This window comes from Rhodoferax sp., assembly GCF_018063565.1.
In the GTDB taxonomy this organism is placed as follows: domain Bacteria; phylum Pseudomonadota; class Gammaproteobacteria; order Burkholderiales; family Burkholderiaceae_C; genus Rhodoferax.
Genome location: NZ_JAGPBB010000018.1, coordinates 26,627 through 50,894 on the forward strand (window position 1 = coordinate 26,627; position 24,268 = coordinate 50,894).

The window sequence follows — 24,268 nt, forward strand, 5'->3', positions numbered from 1 at the left end:
CACCATCAGGCCTATTGACTCATGACAGAATCCGGGGGTGCGCATCGATTCGACTGGTTGTGCCCGCCCTACCCTGCTTTCTGCTCCATTCCCATGTCAGACCCTCACACGCACCGCGTGATTCCGCTGCAAGACCTGCGGCCATCGACCTATCCACTGCCAGCGGCTGCGCTGGACGACCGGTTTCACCTCACGCCCTCCGGCACCTTGACCGACACGCGAGGCCGGGCGCTGCGCGATCTTCGCATCAGCGTGACCGATCGCTGCAACTTTCGCTGCAGCTACTGCATGCCCAAGGAGGTTTTCGACCACCGCTACAGTTACCTGCCACATGGTGATTTGTTGTCGTTTGAGGAAATCACCCGGGTGGTCAAGGTATTTATTGCCCATGGGGTGCAGAAAATCAGGCTCACCGGTGGCGAGCCGCTGCTGCGCAAGAACCTGCCGCGCCTGATTGAACAGTTGGCCGCACTGCGCACCCTGGAAGGCAGGCCGCTGGACCTGACACTCACGACCAATGGAGCCCTGCTGACACGCCAGGCCCAATCGCTCAAGGACGCCGGTCTGCAGCGCGTCACCGTCAGCCTGGACGCGCTCGACGACCTGATTTTCCGGCAGATGAATGACGTTGATTTCCCGGTGGCCAACGTGCTGGCCGGTATTGAGGCGGCGCGTGCTGCTGGGCTGGGGCCCATCAAAATCAACATGGTGGTCAAACGTGGCACCAATGCGCAGCAGATTTTGCCCATGGCGCGGCACTTTCGCGGCAGCGGCATGGTGCTGCGTTTCATCGAGTACATGGATGTGGGCGCCACCAATGGCTGGCGCATGGACGACGTATTGCCGTCGGCCGAGGTCATTTCCCTGCTGCAGCAGGAACTGCCGCTACTGCCGCTGGAGCCGTCACAACCCGGTGAGACGGCACAGCGCTGGGGTTTTGCCGACGCCAATGGCAGGCATGACCTGACCGCCGGCGAGTTGGGTGTCATCAGCAGCGTCACACGCGCATTCTGCAGCGACTGCAATCGCGCCCGACTGTCCACCGAGGGCCAGCTTTATTTGTGCCTGTTTGCCGAAAAAGGCTTTGACCTGCGCCGGCTGCTGCGCGGCGGAATGGCCGATGCCACCCTTGCCAGCGCCATCGGCCACATCTGGCAAGGCCGCAGTGACCGCTACTCAGAACTGCGCAGTGCGCAACCGGCGGACAGCGGCCGCTCGCAGCGGCGGGTTGAAATGAGCTACATCGGAGGTTGAGGTGATCGCTGCGCATGACATTAGCGCCGTGATCCTCGCGGGGGGTCTCGGTCGCCGCATGGGTGGCGTCGACAAAGGGCTGCAGGACTTCAAAGGGACGCCGCTGGTTTGGCGCATTCTGTGCCGCCTGCGTCAGAGCAACAGCATTGGCCAATTCATGATCAACGCCAACCGCAACCTGGACGATTACCAGTCGATGGGGGTAGCCGTGTGGCCCGACAGCCTGGCTGACTACCCTGGCCCGTTGGCCGGTTTCCTGACAGGCTTGACCCACTGCAGCACGCCCTATCTCCTGACCGTGCCGTGTGATACACCACGGTTGCCAATCGATCTGGCATCAAGATTGGCGGCAGCGATGTGCGCTGATGATGCCGATGTCGCGGTGGCAGTCGCGCCAGAACCTGATCCGGATGGCAGCCTTCATCTGAGGGAGCAGCCTGTTTTTTGTCTGCTCAGACGCTCTTTGACCGAAAGTCTGACCACTTTCATGGCCGGCGGTGGCCGCAAGGTTCGAAGCTGGACCGCTTTGCATCGCACCACGCGGGTCGCGTTTGACCGGGCTGAAGATGACGCGATGGCCTTCTGCAACGCCAACACCCTGGCCGAACTGCAACAACTCGAACACACCACCCCATGAAAACCCTGGAGCAAATTGCCGCTGCACTGCAAGGCTACGACCCGCAGGCCCTGACTGCGCAAACCGTTGCCCAGTTTCTGGCACAACTGGGCGAACCTGTCACCCAGACCGAGGAAGTGACCATCTTTCAGGCACTTGGGCGGGTGCTTGCGGTTGACGTCGTGTCGCCGATCAGCGTCCCTCCCCATGACAACTCGGCGATGGACGGCTACGCATTTGACGGAGCACAGCTGTCAGACCAGGCACCGCTGGCATTGCAGGTGGTGGGTACCGCACTGGCCGGTGCCGCCTGGCAGGGCGAGGTCCAAGCGGGTCAATGTGTGCGCATCATGACCGGTGCCATCATGCCCGCCGGGCTGGACACCGTGGTCCCGCAGGAGTTTGTCAGTCTGGCGGGCGACGCCAAACCCGGCCTCATCACCGTGCCGGCGGGCATTCTGCGGGCTGGCGACAACCGTCGCCATTGCGGGGAGGACCTGCGTCAGGGTTGTCCAGCGCTTCACCAAGGAGAGCTGATAACGCCCGCTGCTCTTGGGCTGGTGGCCAGTTTGGGCATGCAAACCCTGACGGTATGGCGGCGCCTGCGGGTGGCCTTTTTTTCGACCGGGGATGAAATTTTGAGTCTGGGTGAACCGCCACGCGAAGGGGCCGTCTACGACAGCAACCGTTACACCGTATTTGGCCTGTTGACGCGCCTGGGCTGCGAGGTGGTGGATCTGGGTGTCGTGCGGGATGAACCGGCACGGCTCGAAGCCGCGTTCCTGCAGGCGGCGGCGCAGGCCGACGTGATCATCACCAGTGGTGGCGTCAGCGTGGGCGAGGCCGATTACACCAAGGTGATGATGCAACAACTCGGTGATGTGGCGTTCTGGAAAATTGCCATGCGTCCGGGCCGCCCAATGGCGGTCGGTCAGATTGCCAAAGGCAAATCAGGCGGTTCAGCGATCCTGTTTGGACTGCCCGGCAATCCGGTGGCGGTGATGGTGACCTTTTTGGCTTTTGTGCGGCCGGCCTTGCTGCGCCTGATGGGCTGCAAGCGCGACGCTACGCCGATGCTCAAGGCGCAATGTCTGGAGCCGATCCGCAAAAAACCTGGTCGCACCGAGTACCAGCGTGGCATCGTCAGCACCGCGGCAGACGGTCGGCTGCAGGTCAAAACCACCGGCAATCAGGGCTCGGGCGTGCTGCGCTCCATGGTGCAAGCCAATGGACTGATCGTGTTGCAGCACAGTCAGGCATCGGTTGCGGCGGGCGATATGGTGGATGTGATGATGTTCGATGGCAACATTTGAAAACGCTCCGGTGCCGGAATTTCCGAACTATTTGACCGTTTGATCAGATTGATTTTTTTGTTCTGATCGGGGATGATCAGGCATTGCATCCGGTCGGCACCCACGGTGACGTTGCCTGGATGGCAGACAAAATATTGGCAGTATCAGGGCGCAGTCAAAGAGCGCCGTCATCATCGTTGGTTCAGAGTTACGCACACCCATGAAAGTCAATCTTCCTGTTTCACAGCACGAGCATGAGTTGCCCGACGATGCCATTCTGGTGTCCACGACCGACCTGAGTGGACATATCACTCACTGCAACCAGGGATTTGTCGATGCCAGTGGCTTTGACTTCGACGAGTTGCTGGGGCAGCCCCACGACGTCGTGCGCCACCCGGATATGCCATCCGAAGCCTTCAAGGATATGTGGTCCACCATTGGCCATGGGCGCCCCTGGTCCGGTATCGTCAAAAACCGTCGCAAGAACGGCGATCACTACTGGGTTCAGGCCAACGTGACACCGGTCATGGAAAACAACAAACCCAAAGCCTATATGTCCGTGCGGCTCAAGGCGCGCAGGGAGCAGGTCGATGCGGCCCAGGCGCTCTACGCCCGGATCGCCGAGCAGCGGCAAAGTGGCCGGCACACCTTCAGGCTCCACGCTGGCAACGTCCGCCCGCTGGGTTGGCGCGACACGTTTGGCAAACTGCATCGGCTCACGCTCAACCATCGCATCGGCATTGGATTGGTGCTGATATTGCTGCTGACCCTGTTGCCTGGCTGGTGGTTCGACACCCTCGACACCCCCATGCGGCTCGGGCTGCAGTTCGGTGGCGGCATCCTGGGCGCGGCCCTGTTTGTCGGCTGGTTCTCTGCGCAGGTGACCACCCCCCTGAAAAGTGCCAATGCGCTGGCCAGCCAATTGGCAGGCTGCAATCTGAATGGGCAATACAGCTACGACACCACCAGTCCGCTGGGCACGCTGATGCGTGGGCTATGGCTAACCAATCTGAACATGCGGGCCATCGTCGCCGATGTGCGCTCCGAGGTCGCTGGCGTCCGACACGCGGCCGACGACCTGCTGCAGGGCAGTCTTGAACTCGCCGGCAGAACCGACGCACAGGCGGATGAGGTCGAGCGCACCTCGGCGTCCGTCATGCAGATTGCCAGTATCGTGCGCGAAACTGCCGACACGGCACAGAGCCTGGCCAGTCTGAGCTCGGAGGCCAGTTCCGGTGCTGCCGAAGGGGCCTTGTCGATCGGTCAGGTATCGGACTCCATGCACCGCATCGAGTCGTCGTCCAAGCGTGTGACCGACATCATTGACGTGATTGAACAACTGGCGTTCCAGACCAATCTGCTCGCACTCAACGCGGCGGTTGAGGCCGCCCACGCCGGTGAGGATGGGCGTGGTTTCGCCGTGGTGGCCAGTGAGGTGCGCGCGCTGGCGCATCGCAGCAGCAAAGCGGCAACACAGATCCGCGAAATGATTCAGGCCTCGTCCCTGCAGGTGACCGAGGGAACCCAGAACGTCGATGCGGCCGCGGACACCATCCATGTTGCCGTCGAGAAGGTCCATCTGGTCACCGAACGGCTGGGCACCATCACACTGGCCACCCGCGAAGAGTCGGCCGGCGTCAAACAGATCAGTGATGCCATGTGCGTTCTGGACGAGGTAACGCGACAAAACGCCAGCCTGGTACAGCAATCCAGCGAAGCCTGCCAGGCATTGGCCGAGCGCGCCAACAACTTGCAGCGGGTGGTGACGGTGTTCTCGCTCAACAGCGACTAGAACGCCGCACGGCCACTGCGGGTGGCGGCCTAAAGCTGCCTGACCACGGTGCGGGCCATACCGAGAATGTCCTGCATCATGGTCTGCAGCACCCAGCGGATGAACTCCAGCGTCAATGACGCCCCGGCGGCGGCAGTACGTCCGACCAGCTTGAGTACGGCCAGCATGATGGCCTCGACATACCAGGCCACGTCTTTGACCAGTTTGGCCCCCGCATGCAAAACATAAGCCAACGTGTCGAGCAAACTGACACCTGCCGCCAGATAGGGCTGCAGGCCGATCAGCGCACCTTCCAGAATCTTGCGCAACACCCAATCCAGTGCAATGCCCACCATCTCCATGGCACGGGCACCGTAATTCTGGACCCAGCCGCCGTCCTTGATACGCCGCAGCCAGGCCTCGATCTGCCGGTCCGACAGGGTCTGGCTACCGTTGGCCGCCAGCGCCGCATAGGATTTGTCACCGATCAGCTGCATGTAACTGTCGACCATCTTGTGGGCACCGGGCCGGATGCGCTCACTGGCACTACAGGCCAGTGCGTAGCCGGTCTCACCCTTGGGGACATGGGTGAACGGAAACAGCGGCACCATGGCCACCGGATCGGCCGGATGGTAGACGCGAAACAGGTTGCCGGCACCGGCGCGGTTGGTCAGTCCTTGGGCAAAGTCAATCATCCCGACGCGTGGACAGCCAAAGGTATAGACCTTGACCTGGGCACCACGCAGGCTCAAGTGATCGGCGGCGAGCGTGGCCAGGGCGCCGCCCAGGCTGTGACCGACACAGTGCACGGTCACCCCCGACAAGCCCTGCACCGGCAGGCGGCGATCAATCTGCTCCTGCAAGGTCTTCCAGGTGCGGTTGAAGCCCGCATGCACAGTGGTGCCCGAAGGCCCTGGCACGCCGGGACCAATCAGGGCATCGGTCAGCGCATCGGCGGCACCGTCGGTGCCCCGGATCGACAGGATCACCTCACGGCGGGTTGCATCGCTGTTGCCGCTGGCAACGAAGCCAAAGCCGGACAAGGTGCCGGGGCCAAGGCCACTCACACCACTGACCCGGCTGCCGACGACAAATCCGGGTGGCAATTTCAGCTCGACCGGATTGATCAGGCTGATCTCCATGTTTTTCACCAGGTAGGCTGCATTGGCCAACCCGGCCGCTTCGATTGGTTTGAGCTGAGGCATCAAGAACTCCAGACAAGGACTTCAGCGAGCTGACAGGGTGACCCGGATACCGGGCGACGGGCCAATGAAACTGGGCTCGGCGCTGGGGTCAAACACGAAATTCAACGCTTGCCCGCCATACTCGCCGTTGACGTCGTAATTGCGCTTGACCGTGGCATAGATCAGGGTCTCGCTGCCGTTGATCACGACAAAAATCTTTTGCGTGATGACCGCCTCATGCGGCATGAAGCCGGCCATGATGGAACTGAAGGTCACCTGACCGAACGAAAAACTGCCTGATGCGTCGGTGGTGGTGGTTTCGGTGCCCTCCTTGTCGCTGTAACCGCCACGGTACCAGCGCTTGACCGTGGCGCCTGCCACGGGTTTGCCGGCGAGCACGACTTTGCCGCTCACCGGTGAAAACAAAACATACTTGGCCATCGAAGACTCCGAGCAGGCTGACAACAACAGAAAGATCGCAAAAAGCGTCAACAGACGCCAACCGTGCCCGGCCACGGCGTCGGGGCGTTGGAGCGGCAGGCAAACCGTTTGAGCAGTCATGTCACAAATCAGGAAATGTGCAGGAAAATTGAATTAAATCACAGCTTGCGCCTTGGGCTCAGGATCCACCGTCAAGCTCGCCGGAGCGCGGCCTGCACGCCCATATTGGCCAGTTGGTCGGCACGCTCATTGCCTGCGTCGCCGTTGTGACCGCGCACCCAGCGCCATTCGATCTGGTGTCCGCCGGTCTGCACCAGTGCATCCAGTCGCTGCCACAGGTCGACGTTTTTCACCGGCTCCTTGGCCGCGGTCTTCCAGCCGCGCGCTTTCCAGCCGGGTAGCCATTCGGTCATACCCTTGAGCACGTACTGGCTGTCAACGTGCAGCAACACCTTGCACGGGCGCTTCAGCGCAGACAGTGCCTCGATCACCGCCTGCATCTCCATGCGGTTGTTGGTGGTACCCGCTTCACCGCCATAGAGCTCCTTGCGGGATTGCGTTGACGTCAGCAAGGCACCCCAGCCGCCCGGCCCGGGGTTGCCCTTGCAGGCACCGTCGGTGTAGATCTCAACCACATTCACAAGATGATCCTCTTCATTCAGTTTGCTGCACTTCTTGCCGTCCAGCCCTTGAGCCACCGGTGCTGTTAGCGACAGATACCTGAGAATTCTGCAGCCAGCCGGAGGTTTTCCAGCCCGGCGAGAGCAGCGTCATGCCGCGGACCCGCTTGACCGCCACCACCATGTAGGTGGCACCCAGTATCGGCCACCAGCGCGCCCCGGCGGTGTCCATCCAGGCAAACCGCTGCAACCACCCGGCACTGGCAAAGGCCGGTCGCCAGCAGCCAAAGCGACCCGATTCAATTTCGAGGTCCAGCAAGCGCAGCCAGTCGCGCAAGCGCAAATAGCCAATGAACTCGCCCGCCTCAGGCAAAAACAGCCGGTCCAGGCCCAGCCGTCGATACAGGTGACCGCGCCTTTGGCGCAAGCCCCACAGACTCATCGGGTTAAAGCCGCAAATCACCACCCGCCCGTCGGGCACCAGCACCCGCGCCACCTCGCGCAGCGCCCCATGTGGGTCACGGCTGAGCTCCAGCGCGTGTGGCAGCACCAGCAGGTCCAGGCTATTGGCCGGAAACGGCAAAGCTGAAAAGTCAGTCACCAGGGCCGCCCGCGCCGCACCAGGCAGCCCGGCCACGTCATCGCCAAGCGGGGTTTCTGTGGCCAGCCAGCGATGTGGCATACGGTTGCTCTCCAGCGCGTCCAGCTCCGGCAACCCCAACTGCAGCGCGTGATAACCAAACACATTGGCCACCGTATCTGCCAGCTGCGCACGCTCCCACGCCAGCAGGTACTGGCCCGGCGGGCTGGCCAGCCATGGGGGCATCCCTATAATTTGACCGCTCATGAACTTAATTCCACTACCTGCTTTCAACGACAACTACATCTGGATGCTGCACGACGGTCAAGCCGCCGTGGTGGTGGACCCCGGCGATGCCGAGGCCGTATTTGAGGCACTGCAGCAGCACGGACTCAAGCTGCAGGCGATTCTAGTCACGCACCACCACGGCGATCACACGGCAGGGGTTAGCGCGCTGCGCGCGGCCACCGGTGCCGCCGTGTATGGCCCGCACCAGGAGCGTATGCCCGAGCCTCTGACCCGGCTTGCCGACGGTGACACTGTGCAAGTGCTGGGTCTGACGTTTGCGGTGCTGGAGGTGCCAGGCCATACAGCTGGGCACATCGCCTACGTGGTGCAGCCCCCCGGGCAGGACCCCATTCTGTTCTGCGGCGACACTTTGTTCAGCGCCGGCTGCGGACGCCTGTTTGAGGGCACGCCCGCGCAAATGCTGCAGTCCTTGAGCCGGCTGGCGGCGCTGCCCGATGTCACACGGGTCTGCTGCGCTCACGAGTACACCGCCAGCGGCCTGGTCTTTGCGCGCACCGTGGAGCCGGAAAACCAGGCCCTGATTTCTTACCAGGTCCAGGTCAGCCAGTTGCGTGAGCAGAACCTGCCCACCCTGCCTTCGTCGATCGGACTTGAAAAAGCCATCAATCCTTTCTTGCGTACCCACATCGACGCCGTGATCACCCGCATCCGGCAGTTGGATGCCAGCGCGTGCGACCCGGTCAGCACTTTTGCCGCGTTGCGAACTTGGAAAAACCAGTTTTGAAACATTTGTCCCTCCTTTGGCCACTGGTGGCAACACTGTGGCTGGCCGGTTGTGCCGCACCGCCGTCGGCACCACCGGCAAAACCTCCGGCCAGCAGCGCCAGTGCGCCGGTCAAACCCTCAGAGATCACGCTGGCACCGCCGGGCGTCAGCGCGCCGACCCTGAGGCCCCCGGTGTACCCCAGCGGCGGGCTTAGACCCCTTTCAGCGGCACCGGTGGATGCCTGGGCGGTGCATGCGCTGGTGCCGCCGGCTGACATCTGGGACCGTATCCGCCGCGGTTTTGCCATGCCCGACCTGCAAGGTGAGCTGGTTCGCGACCGCGAGCAGTGGTACAAGACACGCCCCGACTACATCCAGCGCATGACCGAGCGGGGCCGCAAGTACCTGTTCCATGTGGTGGAGGAGCTGGAGCGGCGCAACATGCCGACCGAGCTGGCGCTGCTGCCCTTTGTGGAGAGCGCTTTCAATCCGGAGGCGGTGTCCAGCGCCAAGGCCGCCGGCATGTGGCAATTCATGCCGGCCACCGGTCGCACCTTTGAGCTCAAACAGAACATGTTTCGCGATGACCGGCGTGACGTGCTGGCCTCCACGCGAGCCGCGCTGGACTACCTGCAAAAACTGCACGACATGTTTGGCGACTGGCATCTGGCGCTGGCAGCCTATAACTGGGGTGAAGGCAGTGTCATGCGCGCCATTGCCAAAAACCAGAAGCTCGGCCTGAGCACCGGTTACACCGACCTCAAAATGCCGATGGAAACGCGTTTTTACGTGCCCAAGCTGCAGGCCATCAAGAACATCGTGGCCGCACCCGAGGCGCTCAACGTGCAGTTGCCGGTGATTGGCAATCACCCATTTTTCCAGACCGTCGATATCCGGCGTGACATCGACGTGGCCGTGGCAGCCAAGCTGGCCGAGGTGTCGCTGGCCGATTTCCGGGCGCTCAACCCGTCGGCCTCCAAACCCTTGCTGCTGGCCGCTGGCACGCCACAGATCCTGCTGCCGTGGGACAACGCAACCTTGTTTCAGCGCAATCTGGAGGCCTACACTGGAGGACGGCTGGCCAGCTGGACCGCATGGGTCGCACCCACCGCACTGAAGCCAGCCGATGCAGCCCGGCGATTTGACATGAGCGAGGCCGAATTGCGCGCGGTCAATGCCATTCCACCGCGGATGCTGATCCGCGCCGGGTCTACGCTGCTGGTCAGGCGTGGCAACGGCTTGAACACGGATGTCAGCGAACACGTGGCCGATCATGCTCAACTGTCGCTGGCACCCGAGGTGGTGTTGCGCCAACAGACCGTCAAGGCAGGCAAGAAAGACACGGTGGCCAGTCTGGCCAAAAAATATGGCGTCAGTGTGGCGGCGCTGGCCGACTGGAACCATATCAGCGAGGGCGCGTCCTTCAAACCAGGCCAGAAAGTGACACTTTACCTGACCGGGCGGGCCAGCTCGTCGGCAAAAACTGCACGCACCAGCGGCAAAGGGGCAGCCGGCAAATCCGCGTCCCCCACCAAGAAAATTCCGGCAGGCAAAAAGAAAAGCGCCGCGCGCCAATAGGCGCGGACGCAGCGGCGTCAGCGCCGGTCGACCAGCGCGTGGGCAATGGTGCCCAGGTCGACATACTCCAGCTCACTGCCCACCGGCACGCCACGGGCCAGTCGGGTCAGCTGCAGGCCGCGCGACTTGAGCCCCTCGCTGATCACATGGGCCGTGGCCTCACCCTCCGCGGTGAAGTTGGTGGCCAGAATCAGCTCCTGCACCGTGCCGTCCAGCGCACGGTCAAACAGCTTTTTCAGCCCAATGTCTTTGGGACCGATGCCATCGAGCGGGCTGAGTTTGCCCATCAGGACAAAGTAAAGCCCCTTGTACGCACCGGTGCGCTCCAGCGCCGACTGATCGGCCGGCGTTTCCACCACACACAGTTTGCTGGCATCACGGCGCGGGTCCAGACAGGTGTCGCAAACGCTGTGTTCGGTGAAGGTGTGGCAACGCTCGCAGTGCTGGATGTGCTGGGCCGCCTGCGCCAGCGCCCGCGACAGCGCCATGGCACCACCCCGGTTGTGTTGCAGCAAATGAAAGGCCATGCGCTGCGCCGACTTGACCCCCACCCCTGGCAGGCAACGCAGCGACTGGATCAGCGCCTCCAGCGCATTGATGTCAGACATGCAGACCTGCGTGCACCGGGCTGCAAAAGTTCAGAACGGGAACTTCATGCCGCCGGGCAACCCCGGCATACCGGCGGTGATCTTGCCCATCTTCTCGGTCGACGTGTCTTCCGCCTTGCGCACGGCGGCATTGAACGCCGCCGCCACCAGGTCCTCAAGCATGTCTTTGTCGTCGGCCAGCAGGCTGGGGTCGATGGTGACGCGGCGCACTTCGTGCTTGCAGGTCATGGTCACCTTGACCAGTCCCGCACCCGATTCGCCCATGACCTCGATGTTGCCCAGTTCGTCCTGGGCCTTTTTCATGTTGTCCTGCATCGCCTGCGCCTGCTTCATCAGGCCAGCGAGTTGTCCTTTGTTGAACATGGAATTCCTTGGAGTTAATTGATCAGATGTGTTGCACCCAAGTCCGCGCCAGCGCAGCGCTAAAGCGGCTTGATACTGCCGGGGACGATTTTCGCCCCAAAATCACGCATCATGGTTTGCACGAACGGGTCATCAAAGACGATTTTCTCGGCCGTCAACTGGCGCTGCGCTGCCGCCGCGGCATTGCGCCGGGCGGGGCTGTCGCTGACCCGGCCCACCTCGATCACCAGACGCACCGGGTAACCCGCATGGGCCAACGCACCCGCCAATCGTTCGCGGCTGCCACTCTGGTTGAGCGACTCGCGCTCCACCCGCAGCAGCCACTGGTCGGTGTCGCGCGCCACCAGTTGCGACTGCAGCGCCAGCTCGCGCACCATGGCGGCAATCGCCTCGCTGGCAATCAGTGCCTGCACGGTGGCGTGCCAGAAATCACCCTCGGCGCTCGGGCTCAGGGTTTGCACGGCTGCGGCAGCGGCCACTCCATCACGCAACGAGTCCGCTTGCACCCTGACCTGCACCGCCTCGATGGACGTCTGGGCCGCCGGCATGGCCCCCCCCGCCAGACGCGGGACCGGCGTCCCGGGCACAGCGGCGACCCCGCCAACTGGCCCTGGCCGGTCCAGAACCGGTAAACGCTGGCCCGCTGGCAGCACCACGTTGCCATCTTTTTTTATAGCATCTTCATCAGTCTGGGTGTGCGCTGGAGCCGATTTTTGTTCAAAAACAGGTGGAGGCGCCGGCTTGGAAGCTGCCGCCACCGGCGCGCGCTCAATGGCCGAAGCCGCCGGTTTCAGAGTTTTTTTTTCCGCCGCCGCGACCGGCTGCCCGGGCTTGAACGCCAGCAAGCGCAACAGCACCATGGTCAAGGCCGCATATTCATCAGGTGCCAGACCGAGTTCACCACGCCCGTGCAGGCACAGGCTGTAGAGCAACTGGGTTTCGTCCGGCGGCATCAGCGCCGCCAGGCGCAGCAGCTCGGCGTGCTCGGGGTCATTGTCATCTTCGCCGGCCAGCGCTGGCACCGCCTGGATCACCGCCATGCGCTGCAGCACGGCGCTCATTTCTTCGAGGGTTGAGGCCGCACTCAAACCATTCAGACGCAGCGCCTCGGAGGTTTCGACCACCGTTTTGCCATCGGCCGTGGCCAACGCATCCAGCAGACGAAACACATAACTGCGGTCCACACTGCCCAGCATCTGTCGCACCGTCAGCTCCCCCAGTGTTCCCGCACCAAAGGCAATGGCCTGATCGGTCAGGCTCAAGGCGTCGCGCATGGAGCCACGCGCTGCCCGTGCCAGAAGCTTGAGCGACTGGGTATCGGCTTGCACCTGCTCGGCCAGCAGCACGCGTTGCAGATGTTCGCGGATGGTTTCAGGCGCCATCGGACGCAGATTGAACTGCAAGCAGCGGCTCAATACCGTGACCGGCACCTTTTGCGGGTCGGTGGTGGCCAGCACAAACTTGAGGTAGTCGGGCGGCTCCTCCAGCGTTTTCAACATGGCGTTGAACGCCGTGTTGGTCAGCATGTGCACTTCGTCGATCATGAAGACCTTGAAGCGCCCCTGCACCGGTTTGTAGACCGCCTGTTCCAGCAAGGTCTGAACCTCGTCAACACCGCGGTTGGAGGCCGCATCGAGTTCGGTGTAATCGACAAACCGGCCGCTGTCGATGTCGGTGCAGGCCTGGCATACGCCGCAGGGTGTTGCGGTAATGCCACCACTGCCGTCCGCGCCCTGGCAGTTGAGCGACTTGGCCAGAATACGCGACACCGTGGTCTTGCCCACCCCGCGCGTGCCGGTAAACAGGTAGGCATGGTGCAGGCGCTGGCTGGTCAGCGCGTTGCTCAGGGCTTGCACCACATGGTCCTGCCCAACCATCTCGGAGAAATTGCGGGGGCGGTACTTGCGGGCGAGCACGAGGTAAGACATGGCCGCGATTCTAAGGGCCGGGTCAGCCCGACGCTGTGGCTACAATGCACCCCGACGGGCCTTCCCGCATGGTAAAGCGGCCAACCGGGTCAGGTGGGGAACCAAGCAGCCCTAACTGTGGAGCCAGTGCCGGGGTCAAGGCTCGTCACCCCCTTTTTGATTGCGTGCAGAGCCTGCGATGCGGACTATCGACCCAGTCCCCAGGCCGTGCGCCAACGTTGCCAGCGGTCACGCAGGCGCCGCTTGAACACTCTTCCAACTCGCCAGACCCAGGACTGACGCACCTGCGCCAGCCAGTAAGTCTTCCAGCCGGTCCAGCGGTGGTAGATGCGCTCGAACCAGGCCAGCCGCATCAAGGCCGGTTGCGTCAGCCCGAACAGGTAGGCCACCAGCGCCGTGCCCGCCAGTTTGGCCGCCACGATCACCATGCCGCCGGCCAACACCATGCCCCTGGCCATCAGCCAAAGTGCCAACAGCTTCACCGGCAACAGCAGCAGGCTGGGCACCAGCAAAACCGCCAGGGCGGCATAAGGCGGCAAAGACACAATCCAGCGCTCCAGCTGCCGCAGCAGCGGCAGCCTCGACACCCACGCCAGCAGTTTCTTGAGCGGCTCCCAACCCCACTCTTCAAACAGCACCAGCAGCGCAATCAGCACACTGGCAGCATTTTTCAGCAATTGAAGTAACCAGGGGATGGGGTTCATGCTGCCAGCATAGACGATTGTGGGCAATCCTGTGGTCAACCGGCGTCTGTTATCAACCGGACGATGCAGGATTTGACCCCTGGATGCCTGTCCATTGGCGCCTCAAGCGCGGGTGGTTATAGTGGCTCCTCCATGCAAAATGCGCAGCACACACAAACGGTTGACTTCAGATGAAATTTCGCTTTCTCTTGAGTTGGATTCTTGCATTGCCCGTTCTGGTTGGATGCAGCAGTTATGCGCCACCCGACCAGGCAATCGGCATGAACCGGGACGCGCTGCTGGCCCGGATGGGTTCACCTGGCGCGGTGCTGCCAACAGCCAACGGCACTCGACTGCAGTTTCCCAGAGGACCGTACGGAAAGCACACCTGGTTTGTCGATGTGGATGCGGCAGGTCAGGTGATCCGGGTCGAGCAGGTCTTGACCGAGGCCAACTTCAATGCCATCACCCCGGACATGCCCCAAGACGAGGTTCGCCATCGGCTCGGTCCGCCCGGCGAGGTACAGGGATTGGCGCGTTCGCGCGGTCAAGTGTGGAGTTACCGCTACGACAACTATGCCTGCCAATGGTTTCAGATTGAGTTGACGCAGGACCAGAAGGTCCGCTCAACCGGCTACGGCCAGCCACCTGAGTGCATGGGTCACGACGAGGTCTACATACCCTGAAACAGGGCTGGAGATCACTGCTATTCATCGCGCCCCTCGCGCGCCCAGCTGGCAGCCTTGCGGTTGGGGTCCAGGCGGTCAGTGCCGGAGCCGTGATCGATTTCTGAGGTAGCACAATGTGTGCAGCCGATGGGTTGGCCAACGCACTTTGGCGTTTACCGATAAAGTCGCGGAACTTCGCCACCTCTTCACAGGACAACCCCATGGGCATGCTCCAATCCGAATTGTTCAAAGACATTGCCCGGCTACAAGACTGCGCCGAGCGCGATGTGGCTCATGTGATGCTGAAGTCCCCGCGCGAGCGAGGCCCCCACGTCAGAGCCATTCAGCAAGCGCTTCAGGACTTGGACCAGGCCAACATCAGCGCCACCGAACTCAACAAACAGGAGTACGGCGAAGACACGGCCAATGCAGTGGCCGCCTACAAGAACAAGCGGCGCATCTTTGGGCCCGGCCAGACCGTTGCCGACAAGATTGTCGGAACCGGCACGATCCGCAAAATGGACCTGGAGTGGCTCAACAGCAAGCAGCGCACCGGTCGGCTGATCATCGAAGACACCGACTCACTCAAGCAAGACATCTGCATGAGTTTCGAAGGGGGGACCGTCACCAGCGACAACACCGCGCTGACCGCGCTGGCGCAGCGTGTCAACACGGCGCAATACCTGCGCACGCACCACCCGCTTAAAACCTTCGACTACACAACCCACTACCTCGCACGCGACAAAGTCGTGCGTGAGGTGCTCGGCGAGACCGGACGCATGAAACGGCAAGGTATACGTATCGACCGCGTTCTGATCCGCGGCTTCAGTTCAGGTGGCAAGATTGCCCTGATGGTTGCCAACGGCCTTTACACCCAACTCGGCCTGAGCGGTCGCTACCTTTGTGTCGGCGACGCGGCACTCGACAAAGACGATCCGCTGTTTTCTGGCGGGCCTGGCATTGCCGCCTGCCAGGACAGCATCAATGTCTACCAGCTCTGGGGCAACAACATCGATCCATCCGGGGAGGTTCATGGCACGATTGCTGGCATCAAGCGCCACATTCGCTCCTTCCCCTGTGAACAAGCTGCTGCGCTGGCATGGAACGCGTTGAATGCCAAACAGCAGAGTAACGACGCTGTTCGCGCCAATGCGGCCTTGAATGTTCACCTGTGCAACGATTCGGTGGCACGCACCATCGGTGCCAAGGAGATGAACATGATCATGATGCAGCGGGTAACCGACTGAGCCGTGGCAGCGCATCCAACGCATTTTGGCAAGTCGCCTGCGCCAGATCGGCCACGCTGATGCCACGCAGTTCAGCCAGCTCGGCACCAATGCGGGGCAGTTCTACCGGGGAATTGGGCGACTGCACCAGGCCTGCCGCGCGCTGCTCGGCGTTGACATACAACCACTGCGGCGCCATGTCGGGTGCGTCGGTTTCCAGCACCAGCGCGCTCAAGGGCAGCTCGCTGGCCAGGCGACGCAGCTGCAAGGCGCGCGGATAGGTCAGCGCACCGCCAAAGCCCAACTTCAGACCCAGCCCGATCAAGCCGTTTGCCTGCTGCAGGCTGCCATTGAAGGCATGCGCAATGCCATGCCAGGGTCCGGTTCGCCCAACGGTCGTTCGCAGCGCCAGCTGCACGGCATCCACCGCTCGGCGTGAATGCAGCACCACTGGCAAATCGTGCAAACGCGCAAGCTTGAGCTGTTCGACAAAAAAATGCATTTGCCGCTCACGCAAGGGGGGCTGGCGTAACTCAGAAACAAAATAGTCCAGGCCAATCTCGCCCACCGCCACCAGGTGAGGATCGCCATGGTGCAGGGCAAGTGCGTCGGCCAGCTGCGCCAGCGCCTGCTCGCTGGCCTGCGCCACATACAGCGGGTGAATGCCCAGGCAATAGCCGTCGCCAAAGGCGTGAGCGAGCGTGCGGACCGCATCAAAATTGCCGGGTTCCACCGCCGGCAGCACGCATTTCGCTACACCTTGTGTAGCTGCAAGCTCCCGCACCGTATGGGCTAGGCCACCAAATTCATGTGCATCAAGGTGGCAATGGGTGTCGATCCAGTCCACCGCGCGCCACGGCCTGGTTCAGCCGGGCTGCTTCTGCAGGTGCGCCACGACCAGCGCGTCTTCGAGCGGAATGTGCTTGGTCGCCCAGTCCGTCATCAAACCAACGATGGCGGGCTTGTTCATGTATCCCTTGCCCACGTCCATGCTCAGCTCACTCAAACGGCACAGCAGCTTGTTGTGATGCTCCTGGTGCTGCGCCAGCCCCGGAAAGCCGACCGTGCGCATCAGTTGTTCCTCTTTTTCAAAATGCTCGCGGGTGTGCTTGTACAGCAGGATCATCAGGGCACGCATGGCACCCAGGCCGTCGGCAGCAATGAACTGATTGGTCAGATCAAACAAATGCTCATGCTGCGCATCCACGTCCGGATCACCAATCTTGTAGCTGTCTTTCCAGTCAATACTCATGTGCGTTACTCCAACAATTAAGCCGACCACTATATACCGCCCGGCGATGCCTTTGTGGGCATGCCACAACAGCCTACCGAACCATCACGCCCGAGAGCTGCTGCATGATCTCGCGCCCGATCATGTTCAGGGGCACGGACTTTTCCACTCCACCGCGTTTGACGGCTTCTTTGGGCATGCCGTAGACCACACAACTGGCCTCGTCCTGCCCCACCGTGTGCGCACCTGCCTTGCGCATCTCGAGCAGACCGGCGGCACCATCGTCGCCCATGCCGGTCATGATCACACCCAGCGCGTTGGCACCGGCACATTTGGCCACCGACCTGAACAGCACGTCCACCGACGGGCGGTGCCGGTTCACCAGCGGGCCGTCCATCACCTCGACGTAATACTGGGCACCGGTGCGGCGCAGCAGCATGTGTTTGCCACCCGGTGCGATCAGGGCCCGGCTATTGATGACGCGGTCGTTGTTCTGCGCCTCTTTCACCTCGATCTGGCACAGGCTGTTGAGGCGCTCGGCAAAGGCCGCAGTAAATTTTTCAGGCATGTGCTGCACGATCACGATGCCGGGCGTCACCCGTGGCAGTGCGGTCAGCACCACTTCCAGCGCCTGGGTCCCCCCGGTGGAAGTGCCCAGGGCCACCACCCGCTCGGTGGTCTGGATCATGGCCGAATGTTTGTCGGCGGCGCTCAGAATCACATCCGCCGTGTTTTTGGCACTGGCGCGCAACACTTTGACGTTGGCATGCGCCGCGGCTTTGACCGCCCCCACCACGTCTTCGGAGGCATCCTCAAGAAACTGCTTCAAGCCTACCTTGGGTTTGGCGATGATGGCCACGGCACCCGCAGCCAGCGCCGCCATGGAGGTTTGCGCCCCCGCTTCCACCAGCGTGGAGCAGATCACCACCGGCGTCGGCTTTTCGGCCATCACCTTCTTGAGAAAAGTAATGCCGTCCATGCGTGGCATCTCGATGTCGAGCACGATCACGTCGGGCCACTGCACCTTCATGCGGGCAATCGCCAAAATGGGGTCGGCCACGGCCGCGATCACCTCGATATCGGGGTCAGCGGCCAGCAAACCGGCCACCACCTGCCGCACAACCGCAGAATCATCCACCACCATGACCTTGATTCGACTCATATCATTTTCCTTGTGCCGAAGTTTCAGCATCGATCTCGACGGACGACGGCCGCACCTGGCGCGACCAGACGTCACCCTTGCTGACATCAAAAATAATCTGGCGGTGCCCGATGCCAAACAGGCTCTCGGTCACCAGCTTGATGCCATGGTGCTGCAGCAGTGCGCGCGCTGCCTCACCGTTGCGCCGCCCCACGGACACACCAATGTTCTGATGCCCGCGCGCATGCTGGTTGCCCGGAAACATGTTGCCGCCGCCAAACACCTTGGCCTCGCATAACAAGGGGTTCGCGCCATGCGCGTTGAGGTCGGCAAACATCAGCTCCAGCGCCTCGTCGCCGTAACGCCCGTCCAGCCCTTCTGGTCCTTTGGCTGCGCCACGGGTCGGCAACAAAAAATGCGACATGCCGCCAATGCGCAAAATCGGGTGCCAAAGCGTGATCGACACACACGAACCCAAAATGGTGCGAATCTGGAAGCCCGCGTCGCCCACAAACAGCTCGCCTGGCGACAAAAAGATGTCCATCAGTTCAGGGATGCGCACCATATCAGCCCGGTTTCTGGTAAATCGACGGTGCCACCATCTGCACCGCGGTGCTGATGTCGTTGAGACTCTCGGAGTGGCCGATGAAAAAATAGCCGCCCGGTTTGATGGTGGCAATGACCCGCGCCACCACCTGGCGTTTGGTTTCGTTATTGAAATAAATCATCACATTGCGCAAGAACACGATGTCAAACCGGCCCATCTCTGGCAGCGCGGTATTGAGGTTGGCATGGCGGAATGTTACTTTTTGCCGCAAGTCCTGATTCACCAACAGGGTACCGTCGTACTGGCCGGTCCCTTTGCGGCAATAGCGCTTGAGAAACTCGGGCGGGATATGTCGACCCCGCTCCATGGAATACAGCGCACGGCGCGCGCCTTCAAGCACACGGGTGCTGATGTCGGTGCCCACAATGTCCCACGGCGTGGTCTGCATGCAGTCGGCCAGCACCATGGCGATGCTGTAGGCCTCTTCACCACTTGAACTTGCAGCACTCCAGACCCGATACGGCTGCGACGCGTTGCGCGCCTTGATGGCCTGCACCCTCAGAAAATCAAAATGCTTGTTTTCCCGAAAGAAGTAGGTCTCGTTGGTGGTGAGCAAGTCCACCGCCATCTGCACCTCTTGTGGGTGTTTGCCGGACGACAGCAGACGAAAATAGTCGCCGAAACTCGCCAATTGGTGCGCCGCCAGGCGTTTGTTGAGCCGCCCCGTGACCAGTGCTTTCTTGGCGTCGGCCATGGATATACCGGCGGCGTCGAAAATGAAACGCTGAAACTGCGCAAACTCGGCATCAGAGATCGACGTAACCTGCACAAACAACTCCTGACTTCATTGACGAGGTGTCTTTTGGGCATCGGCCCATGTTTCATGGGTATTGACACCTACATTTTCACCATGCTCTCGCAGCTAGAAACACTCATCAAAGCTTGAAAAACATCATGGTTTGCTGCAGTTGCTCGGCCTGGCTGCTCATCTCTTCAGACGTGGCCGCCAGCTCTTCAGAGCTGCTGGCGTTCTGCTGCGTGGTGGTGTTGAGCTGGCTCACCGCCGAGTTGATCTGGCCCACGCCGCTGCTTTGCTCAGTGGATGCCGCCGTAATCTCCTGCACCAGATCACTGGTCTTGCGGATATTGGGTACGATCTCGGCCAGCAATCGACCCGCTTTTTCTGCCAGGCCCACGCTGTTGCTGGCCACCTCGCCAATCTCCTGCGCGGCGACCTGACTGCGTTCGGCCAGTTTGCGCACTTCGGCGGCCACCACGGCAAAGCCCTTGCCATGTTCGCCAGCCCGGGCCGCTTCAATGGCGGCGTTCAGGGCCAGCAGGTTGGTCTGCGCGGCGATGTCGTCAATGATGCCGATCTTCTTGGCGATCTGTTTCATGGCCTCGACCGTGGCATTCACCGCCTCGCCACCGTCCACCGCGTCTTTGGCGGCTTTGCTGGCCATGCCATCGGTGATCTTGGCGTTTTCGGTGTTCTGCGCAATGCTGGAAGTCATCTGTTCAATGCTGGCACTGGTTTCTTCCACGCCGGCAGCTTGTTCGCTGGCAGCCTGGCTCAGGCTTTGGGCGGTAGCGCTCACCTCTTCAGAGGCGCTGGCCAGGGCCTGGGCACCACTGTTGACGTCGGTCACCACCTGGCTGAGCTTGCCAATCATGGTTTTCATGGCAAACAGCAGACTGGAGTTGTCTTTGGGATGTGTAACCAGCTTCATGGTCAGGTCGCCCTGGGAGAGCCGCGTCACCATATCACGAGCGTAGTCGGGCTCGCCACCCAGCTGTTTCAACACGCTGCGAATGATCCACCATGCTGTGGCAACTGACAACACAGCGGCCACTGCGCCCAGAATCAGCATCAGCCGTTGACCACCCTCCGCCTGGGCATCAGCTTCTGCGCCAGACTTGGCCATCAAATCTGCCTGGAACGTGATCAGATCACCCACCGCTTTAAGGTAATCACCCTGAGACTTGCGCACCTTCGTCATCAGAACTTCTACCGCCTCGTCTTTTTTGCCCGCCTTGTACAACTCCAGCACCTGGTTTTGATCAACCAAGGCCAGTCGGCGCGCCTCCATGGCTTTCGCAAAAACAGCCCGGCCCGCTTCTGAGGTGATCAGCTTGTCAAGCTTGTCAAATATTTCACCGGTTTTCTGGCGGGCCTCCATGAGCCGGTCAATCTCCTTTTTTGCCTCGTCTGGCGACTTGACCAGCATGGCATTGCGAATGGCCCGCGCGGTGATGTTGATCTGATCCACCGCATCATTGGCCATGACTGTCTTGGGGAACTTGTCGGTGACCATGTTCTCGATTTCGGCGTTCAGCCCTGCCAACCGCACATAGCTGACCACGGCCATGATCACAGTCAACGCCAGCACGGCAGCAAACCCCAGCCCCAGCCTGACTCCTAATTTCATTGTGTTGCCCATTTTTATCTCCAGTGAGTTGGGTGAATGACACCGCCTGCCGCGGCCTGCCCGAGACGGATCAGGTCCCGCCCGTGGTTTGGGCCGATGCCGCCACCTGGCCCATCTGCCCGATTTCTTCCATCGACAACACCCGGTTGACGTTGAGCAGGATCACAAATTTGCCGTTGACCTTGCCGATACCCTCAATGAAGTCGGGCCTGATCTTGGCGCCAAAACTGGGCGCCTGTTCGATTTCGCTCGAGGCGATTTCCAGCACCGCCTGCACCGAGTCCACCACCAGACCCATGTTCTGGCGCTCACCCTCGTTTTGTGTTTCCACCTCGATGATGACAATGCAGGTGCTCTTGGTCACCGGGGTGGACGGCTTGCCAAAGCGGCTTGAGAGGTCCATTACCGGCACAACGGCACCGCGCAGGTTGATGACGCCGCGAATGCACTCGGGCATCATCGGCACCTCGGTCAGGTTGGCGTACCAGATGATTTCCTTGATGCACAGGATGTTGATCGAGAACATCTCACCACCCAACATGAACGTCAGGTACTGTTTTTCTTCCACCGCAGCCTGCGTGGCAGCCAGCGCCGGCAGCAGCTTCTTGTCGGTTTTCACCAGAGCAGTCATGGCAGACTCCTTTAGAACTTGGTGAACTGGGACTCGTCCAACTCGGCGGCGGGTGCGGATGCCACCACCTTGGGTACCGGTTTAACTTTGGCGGCCTTGGCTGCCGATTTCTTGCTGCTGGCGGTGCTCTTGTGCACAGCAAAGCTGCCTCCACCGCCAAGCGATGCACTGTCCAGCTTGAAGAACGACATGGTTTGTTGCAGTTGCTCAGCCTGGCTGCTCATCTCTTCACTGGTCGCGGCCAGTTCTTCCGAGCTGCTGGCGTTCTGCTGCGTGGTGGTGTTGAGCTGACTTACGGCCGAGTTGATCTGGCCTACGCCACTGCTTTGCTCGGTGGATGCCGCCGTGATCTCCTGCACCAGGTCGCTGGTCTTGCGGATATTGGGCACGATCTCGGCCAGCAGGCGGCCAGCTTTTTCGGCCAGTTCCACACTGTTGCCTGCCACTTCGCCAATCTCTTGCGCGGCCACCTGGCTGCGTTCGGCCAGTTTGCGCACTTCGGCAGCCACCACGGCAAAACCCTTGCCATGCTCACCGGCTCGGGCGGCTTCAATCGCAGCGTTTAGCGCCAGCAGGTTGGTCTGAGCGGCGATATCGTCAATGATGCCGATCTTCTTGGCAATCTGTTTCATGGCCTCGACCGTGGCGTTCACGGCCTCACCACCATCGGCGGCGTCTTTGGCAGCTTTGCTGGCCATGCCGTCGGTGATCTTGGCGTTTTCGGTGTTCTGCGCAATGCTCGATGTCATCTGTTCAATGCTGGCACTGGTTTCTTCCACACCGGCGGCTTGTTCGCTGGCCGCTTGCGACAGGCTTTGTGCGGTGGCGCTCACCTCTTCGGAGGCGCTGGCCAGGGCTTGTGCGCCGCCGTTCACATCGGTCACCACCTGGCCGAGCTTGGTGATCATGTTGCTCATGGCTTGCAACATCTGGCCGGTTTCGTCTTTGGACGGGTTGTCAATGCGCACGGTCAGGTCGCCCTCGGACAGGCGATTGGCGACCGTCAGGGCTTCATTCACCGGGCGAACGATGGAACGGGTCAACACCCAGGCAATCAATGCGCCCAAGACAATCGCCACGCCTGCCAGGGTCAGCATCAGCCGGTTGGCTGACTCATAAGCCGCCTGTGCCGCCAGATAGTCGGCCTTGGTGCCTTCTTCCTGGAACGCAATGTTCTCGTCCAGGGCAGCTTGCCATTTGGCGGCTGCCGGACGGGCCTCGCCCATCAGCAGGGCAATGGCTTCCTCAGATTTTCCAGTCGTACCTAGCTCAACAACCTTGTCGTTCAGCGGGCGAACCACCTGTGCCGCGTCTTTGATCTTGGCACGCATGGCCTTGCCTTTTTCGCTGGCGGGTGTTTTGCTGAGTTCCTCAAAGGCTTCGTTGTAAGCAGCCCGAGACTTGTCGATGGCCTGGCGCTGGGCGTTTTGTGCCGCCGGGTCTTTGACCAGCATCAGAGTGCGGATCATGCGCTGAACGTTGTTCAGCTCAGTAGCCATTTTGTTATTGAGATCGATCTTGTACATGTTGTCCTTGACGATCTCATCGAGACGTCCCTGGACACTGGACATCCCGTTGATGCCCACCACTGCCAGCGCCGCCATCAGTATCAGCACGACGGCAAAACCCAGCGTCAAACGCAGGCCAATCTTCATATTTGCAAACATGTCAAACCCCTTTAGAAACTGTTTAGATCACTATCTGAAACCGACTTTTGGCTTGAGATTTCAAGCCTTTTATCCCTGTACCGCTTTATCCACTTGGGTTAATCGCTTTAAACTTCATAGCTGCTTTCTGTCAGGCAGGGGCTGGCTAGGCCAGCGCGGCATGCTCTTGTATGCCCTGCCCGCCCTTGGCCACCGCCTGGCGGACCAGTGAGGGCACATCCAGAATCAGCGCCACATCTCCACTGCCCAGAATGGTGGAGCCACTGATGCACTGGCTCTGCGCAAACATCTGCCCCAGTGGTTTGATCACCGTCTGGAACTCGCCCAGCAGGGTGTCCACCACCAGCCCGGCCTTTTGCCCGGCGTGTTTGAGCACCACAATGTTTTCACCCTTGGCCGGCTTGCCCGGCACCGAGAACAGCTCGCGCACCCGGATAAACGGCAGCACCTGACCCCGCAGATTGGTGTAGTCGTGCCCTGGCTCGGCCGAGAAGGCAATGCATTCTTCGATCATGTCCAGTGGAATGGCGTACACCGCCTTGTCGACCCCCACCAAAAAGCCGTCGATGATGGCCAGTGTGAGCGGCAGGCGCACGGTGACACGAGTGCCGACGCCGTCTTCGCTGCTGATGCCCACCGTGCCACGCAGCGCGGTAATGTTGCGCTTGACCACGTCCAGCCCCACCCCCCGGCCCGAGAGGTTGGTCACCTTTTCGGCGGTAGAAAAGCCGGGCTCGAAGATCAACCCGAAGATCTCGCTCTCGCTCATGTGGTGGCCGGCCTCGACCAGACCACG

25 protein-coding genes and 1 other RNA gene are annotated in these 24,268 nt (G+C 61.3%); 9 read left to right on the forward strand and 17 right to left on the reverse strand.

Annotated elements, in window-relative coordinates; all coding sequences use genetic code 11:
* Positions 1-93: 93 nt before the first annotated feature.
* From moaA to KBF66_RS06425, 4 genes are all read left to right on the forward strand, one after another.
* The gene (moaA, locus tag KBF66_RS06410; protein WP_296654208.1) at positions 94-1,254 is read left to right on the forward strand and encodes a GTP 3',8-cyclase MoaA; all 1,161 of its coding nucleotides are present in this window, start codon (positions 94-96) and stop codon (positions 1,252-1,254) included.
* A 1-nt stretch (position 1,255) separates the two neighbouring features.
* On the forward strand, positions 1,256-1,891 hold the full coding sequence (mobA, locus tag KBF66_RS06415; RefSeq protein ID WP_296654212.1) for a molybdenum cofactor guanylyltransferase MobA: 636 nt from the start codon (positions 1,256-1,258) through the stop codon (positions 1,889-1,891).
* Positions 1,888-3,183, forward strand: coding sequence for a gephyrin-like molybdotransferase Glp (gene glp, locus KBF66_RS06420; RefSeq protein ID WP_296654218.1), 1,296 nt, complete (start codon positions 1,888-1,890; stop codon positions 3,181-3,183). Before mobA ends, glp begins: the two co-directional genes overlap by 4 nt.
* A 199-nt stretch (positions 3,184-3,382) precedes the next feature.
* Positions 3,383-4,954 (forward strand): PAS domain-containing methyl-accepting chemotaxis protein, encoded by a 1,572-nt coding sequence (locus KBF66_RS06425; RefSeq protein WP_296654221.1) that lies wholly within the window; start codon positions 3,383-3,385, stop codon positions 4,952-4,954.
* 29 nt (positions 4,955-4,983) lie between these two features.
* Here the strand turns inward: KBF66_RS06425 and KBF66_RS06430 are convergent, their stop codons facing one another.
* From KBF66_RS06430 to KBF66_RS06445, 4 genes are all read right to left on the reverse strand, one after another.
* On the reverse strand, positions 4,984-6,138 hold the full coding sequence (locus tag KBF66_RS06430; protein ID WP_296654224.1) for a lipase family protein: 1,155 nt from the start codon (positions 6,136-6,138) through the stop codon (positions 4,984-4,986).
* 21 nt (positions 6,139-6,159) lie between these two features.
* Positions 6,160-6,678 (reverse strand): DUF6795 domain-containing protein, encoded by a 519-nt coding sequence (locus KBF66_RS06435; RefSeq protein WP_296654228.1) that lies wholly within the window; start codon positions 6,676-6,678, stop codon positions 6,160-6,162.
* Positions 6,679-6,749: 71 nt separating this feature from the next.
* Entirely contained in the window at positions 6,750-7,199 is a 450-nt protein-coding gene (gene rnhA / locus KBF66_RS06440; protein ID WP_296654231.1) for a ribonuclease HI, read from the reverse strand.
* 13 nt (positions 7,200-7,212) lie between these two features.
* The gene (locus tag KBF66_RS06445) at positions 7,213-8,025 is read right to left on the reverse strand and encodes a methyltransferase domain-containing protein (RefSeq protein WP_296654235.1); all 813 of its coding nucleotides are present in this window, start codon (positions 8,023-8,025) and stop codon (positions 7,213-7,215) included.
* On the opposite strand from KBF66_RS06445, the gene gloB reads away from it, so the two are divergent.
* Together gloB and KBF66_RS06455 are read left to right on the forward strand one after the other, a co-directional pair.
* Entirely contained in the window at positions 8,024-8,791 is a 768-nt protein-coding gene (gene gloB / locus KBF66_RS06450) for a hydroxyacylglutathione hydrolase (protein ID WP_296654238.1), read from the forward strand. The two genes, KBF66_RS06445 and gloB, sit on opposite strands and share 2 nt — an antisense overlap.
* Positions 8,788-10,350 carry a transglycosylase SLT domain-containing protein gene (locus KBF66_RS06455; RefSeq protein WP_296654240.1) on the forward strand — a complete coding sequence of 521 codons (1,563 nt, stop codon included), beginning with the start codon at positions 8,788-8,790 and terminating at the stop codon, positions 10,348-10,350. Before gloB ends, KBF66_RS06455 begins: the two co-directional genes overlap by 4 nt.
* A 17-nt stretch (positions 10,351-10,367) precedes the next feature.
* On the opposite strand, the gene recR is transcribed toward KBF66_RS06455, so the two are convergent.
* The 3 genes from recR to dnaX are packed head-to-tail and all read right to left on the reverse strand — an operon-like array spanning position 10,368 to position 13,249.
* Positions 10,368-10,958: a recombination mediator RecR gene (gene recR, locus KBF66_RS06460; protein ID WP_296654242.1), complete on the reverse strand. Its 591-nt coding sequence runs from the start codon at positions 10,956-10,958 to the stop codon at positions 10,368-10,370.
* Positions 10,959-10,988: 30 nt separating this feature from the next.
* Positions 10,989-11,321, reverse strand: a complete 333-nt coding sequence (locus KBF66_RS06465) for a YbaB/EbfC family nucleoid-associated protein (protein ID WP_296654245.1) — start codon at positions 11,319-11,321, stop codon at positions 10,989-10,991.
* 59 nt (positions 11,322-11,380) lie between these two features.
* Positions 11,381-13,249, reverse strand: a complete 1,869-nt coding sequence (dnaX, locus tag KBF66_RS06470; RefSeq protein ID WP_296654249.1) for a DNA polymerase III subunit gamma/tau — start codon at positions 13,247-13,249, stop codon at positions 11,381-11,383.
* 53 nt (positions 13,250-13,302) lie between these two features.
* On the opposite strand from dnaX, the gene ffs reads away from it, so the two are divergent.
* Positions 13,303-13,399, forward strand: an RNA gene (gene ffs, locus KBF66_RS06475) — signal recognition particle sRNA small type.
* A 35-nt stretch (positions 13,400-13,434) separates the two neighbouring features.
* On the opposite strand, the gene KBF66_RS06480 is transcribed toward ffs, so the two are convergent.
* A complete protein-coding gene (locus KBF66_RS06480; RefSeq protein WP_296654253.1) occupies positions 13,435-13,953 on the reverse strand; it encodes a hypothetical protein in 519 nt (172 codons plus the stop codon).
* 170 nt (positions 13,954-14,123) lie between these two features.
* Here KBF66_RS06480 and KBF66_RS06485 point away from each other — a divergent pair, with 170 nt between their 5' ends.
* Both KBF66_RS06485 and KBF66_RS06490 read left to right on the forward strand, forming a co-directional pair.
* Positions 14,124-14,618 (forward strand): hypothetical protein, encoded by a 495-nt coding sequence (locus KBF66_RS06485; protein ID WP_296654255.1) that lies wholly within the window; start codon positions 14,124-14,126, stop codon positions 14,616-14,618.
* Between the two features lie 203 nt (positions 14,619-14,821).
* A complete protein-coding gene (locus tag KBF66_RS06490; protein WP_296654257.1) occupies positions 14,822-15,847 on the forward strand; it encodes a hypothetical protein in 1,026 nt (341 codons plus the stop codon).
* Here the strand turns inward: KBF66_RS06490 and KBF66_RS06495 are convergent.
* The 9 genes from KBF66_RS06495 to KBF66_RS06535 all read right to left on the reverse strand — a co-directional run.
* The gene (locus KBF66_RS06495) at positions 15,822-16,673 is read right to left on the reverse strand and encodes a TatD family hydrolase (protein ID WP_296654259.1); all 852 of its coding nucleotides are present in this window, start codon (positions 16,671-16,673) and stop codon (positions 15,822-15,824) included. The two genes, KBF66_RS06490 and KBF66_RS06495, sit on opposite strands and share 26 nt — an antisense overlap.
* 18 nt (positions 16,674-16,691) lie before the next feature.
* Positions 16,692-17,078 (reverse strand): hemerythrin domain-containing protein, encoded by a 387-nt coding sequence (locus KBF66_RS06500; protein ID WP_296654261.1) that lies wholly within the window; start codon positions 17,076-17,078, stop codon positions 16,692-16,694.
* Between the two features lie 73 nt (positions 17,079-17,151).
* Positions 17,152-18,219, reverse strand: a complete 1,068-nt coding sequence (locus KBF66_RS06505; protein ID WP_296654263.1) for a chemotaxis response regulator protein-glutamate methylesterase — start codon at positions 18,217-18,219, stop codon at positions 17,152-17,154.
* A gap of 1 nt (position 18,220) precedes the next feature.
* Positions 18,221-18,763, reverse strand: coding sequence for a chemotaxis protein CheD (locus KBF66_RS06510; protein WP_296654265.1), 543 nt, complete (start codon positions 18,761-18,763; stop codon positions 18,221-18,223).
* A gap of 1 nt (position 18,764) precedes the next feature.
* Positions 18,765-19,574, reverse strand: a complete 810-nt coding sequence (locus tag KBF66_RS06515; protein WP_296654267.1) for a protein-glutamate O-methyltransferase CheR — start codon at positions 19,572-19,574, stop codon at positions 18,765-18,767.
* A 106-nt stretch (positions 19,575-19,680) separates the two neighbouring features.
* Positions 19,681-21,186 (reverse strand): methyl-accepting chemotaxis protein, encoded by a 1,506-nt coding sequence (locus tag KBF66_RS06520; RefSeq protein ID WP_296654269.1) that lies wholly within the window; start codon positions 21,184-21,186, stop codon positions 19,681-19,683.
* A gap of 58 nt (positions 21,187-21,244) precedes the next feature.
* Positions 21,245-21,805, reverse strand: a complete 561-nt coding sequence (locus KBF66_RS06525) for a chemotaxis protein CheW (RefSeq protein ID WP_296654271.1) — start codon at positions 21,803-21,805, stop codon at positions 21,245-21,247.
* An 11-nt stretch (positions 21,806-21,816) separates the two neighbouring features.
* Positions 21,817-23,472: a methyl-accepting chemotaxis protein gene (locus KBF66_RS06530; protein ID WP_296654273.1), complete on the reverse strand. Its 1,656-nt coding sequence runs from the start codon at positions 23,470-23,472 to the stop codon at positions 21,817-21,819.
* A 145-nt stretch (positions 23,473-23,617) separates the two neighbouring features.
* Positions 23,618-24,268: chemotaxis protein CheW (locus tag KBF66_RS06535; RefSeq protein WP_296654276.1), on the reverse strand; the 651-nt coding region annotated here is incomplete at its 5' end.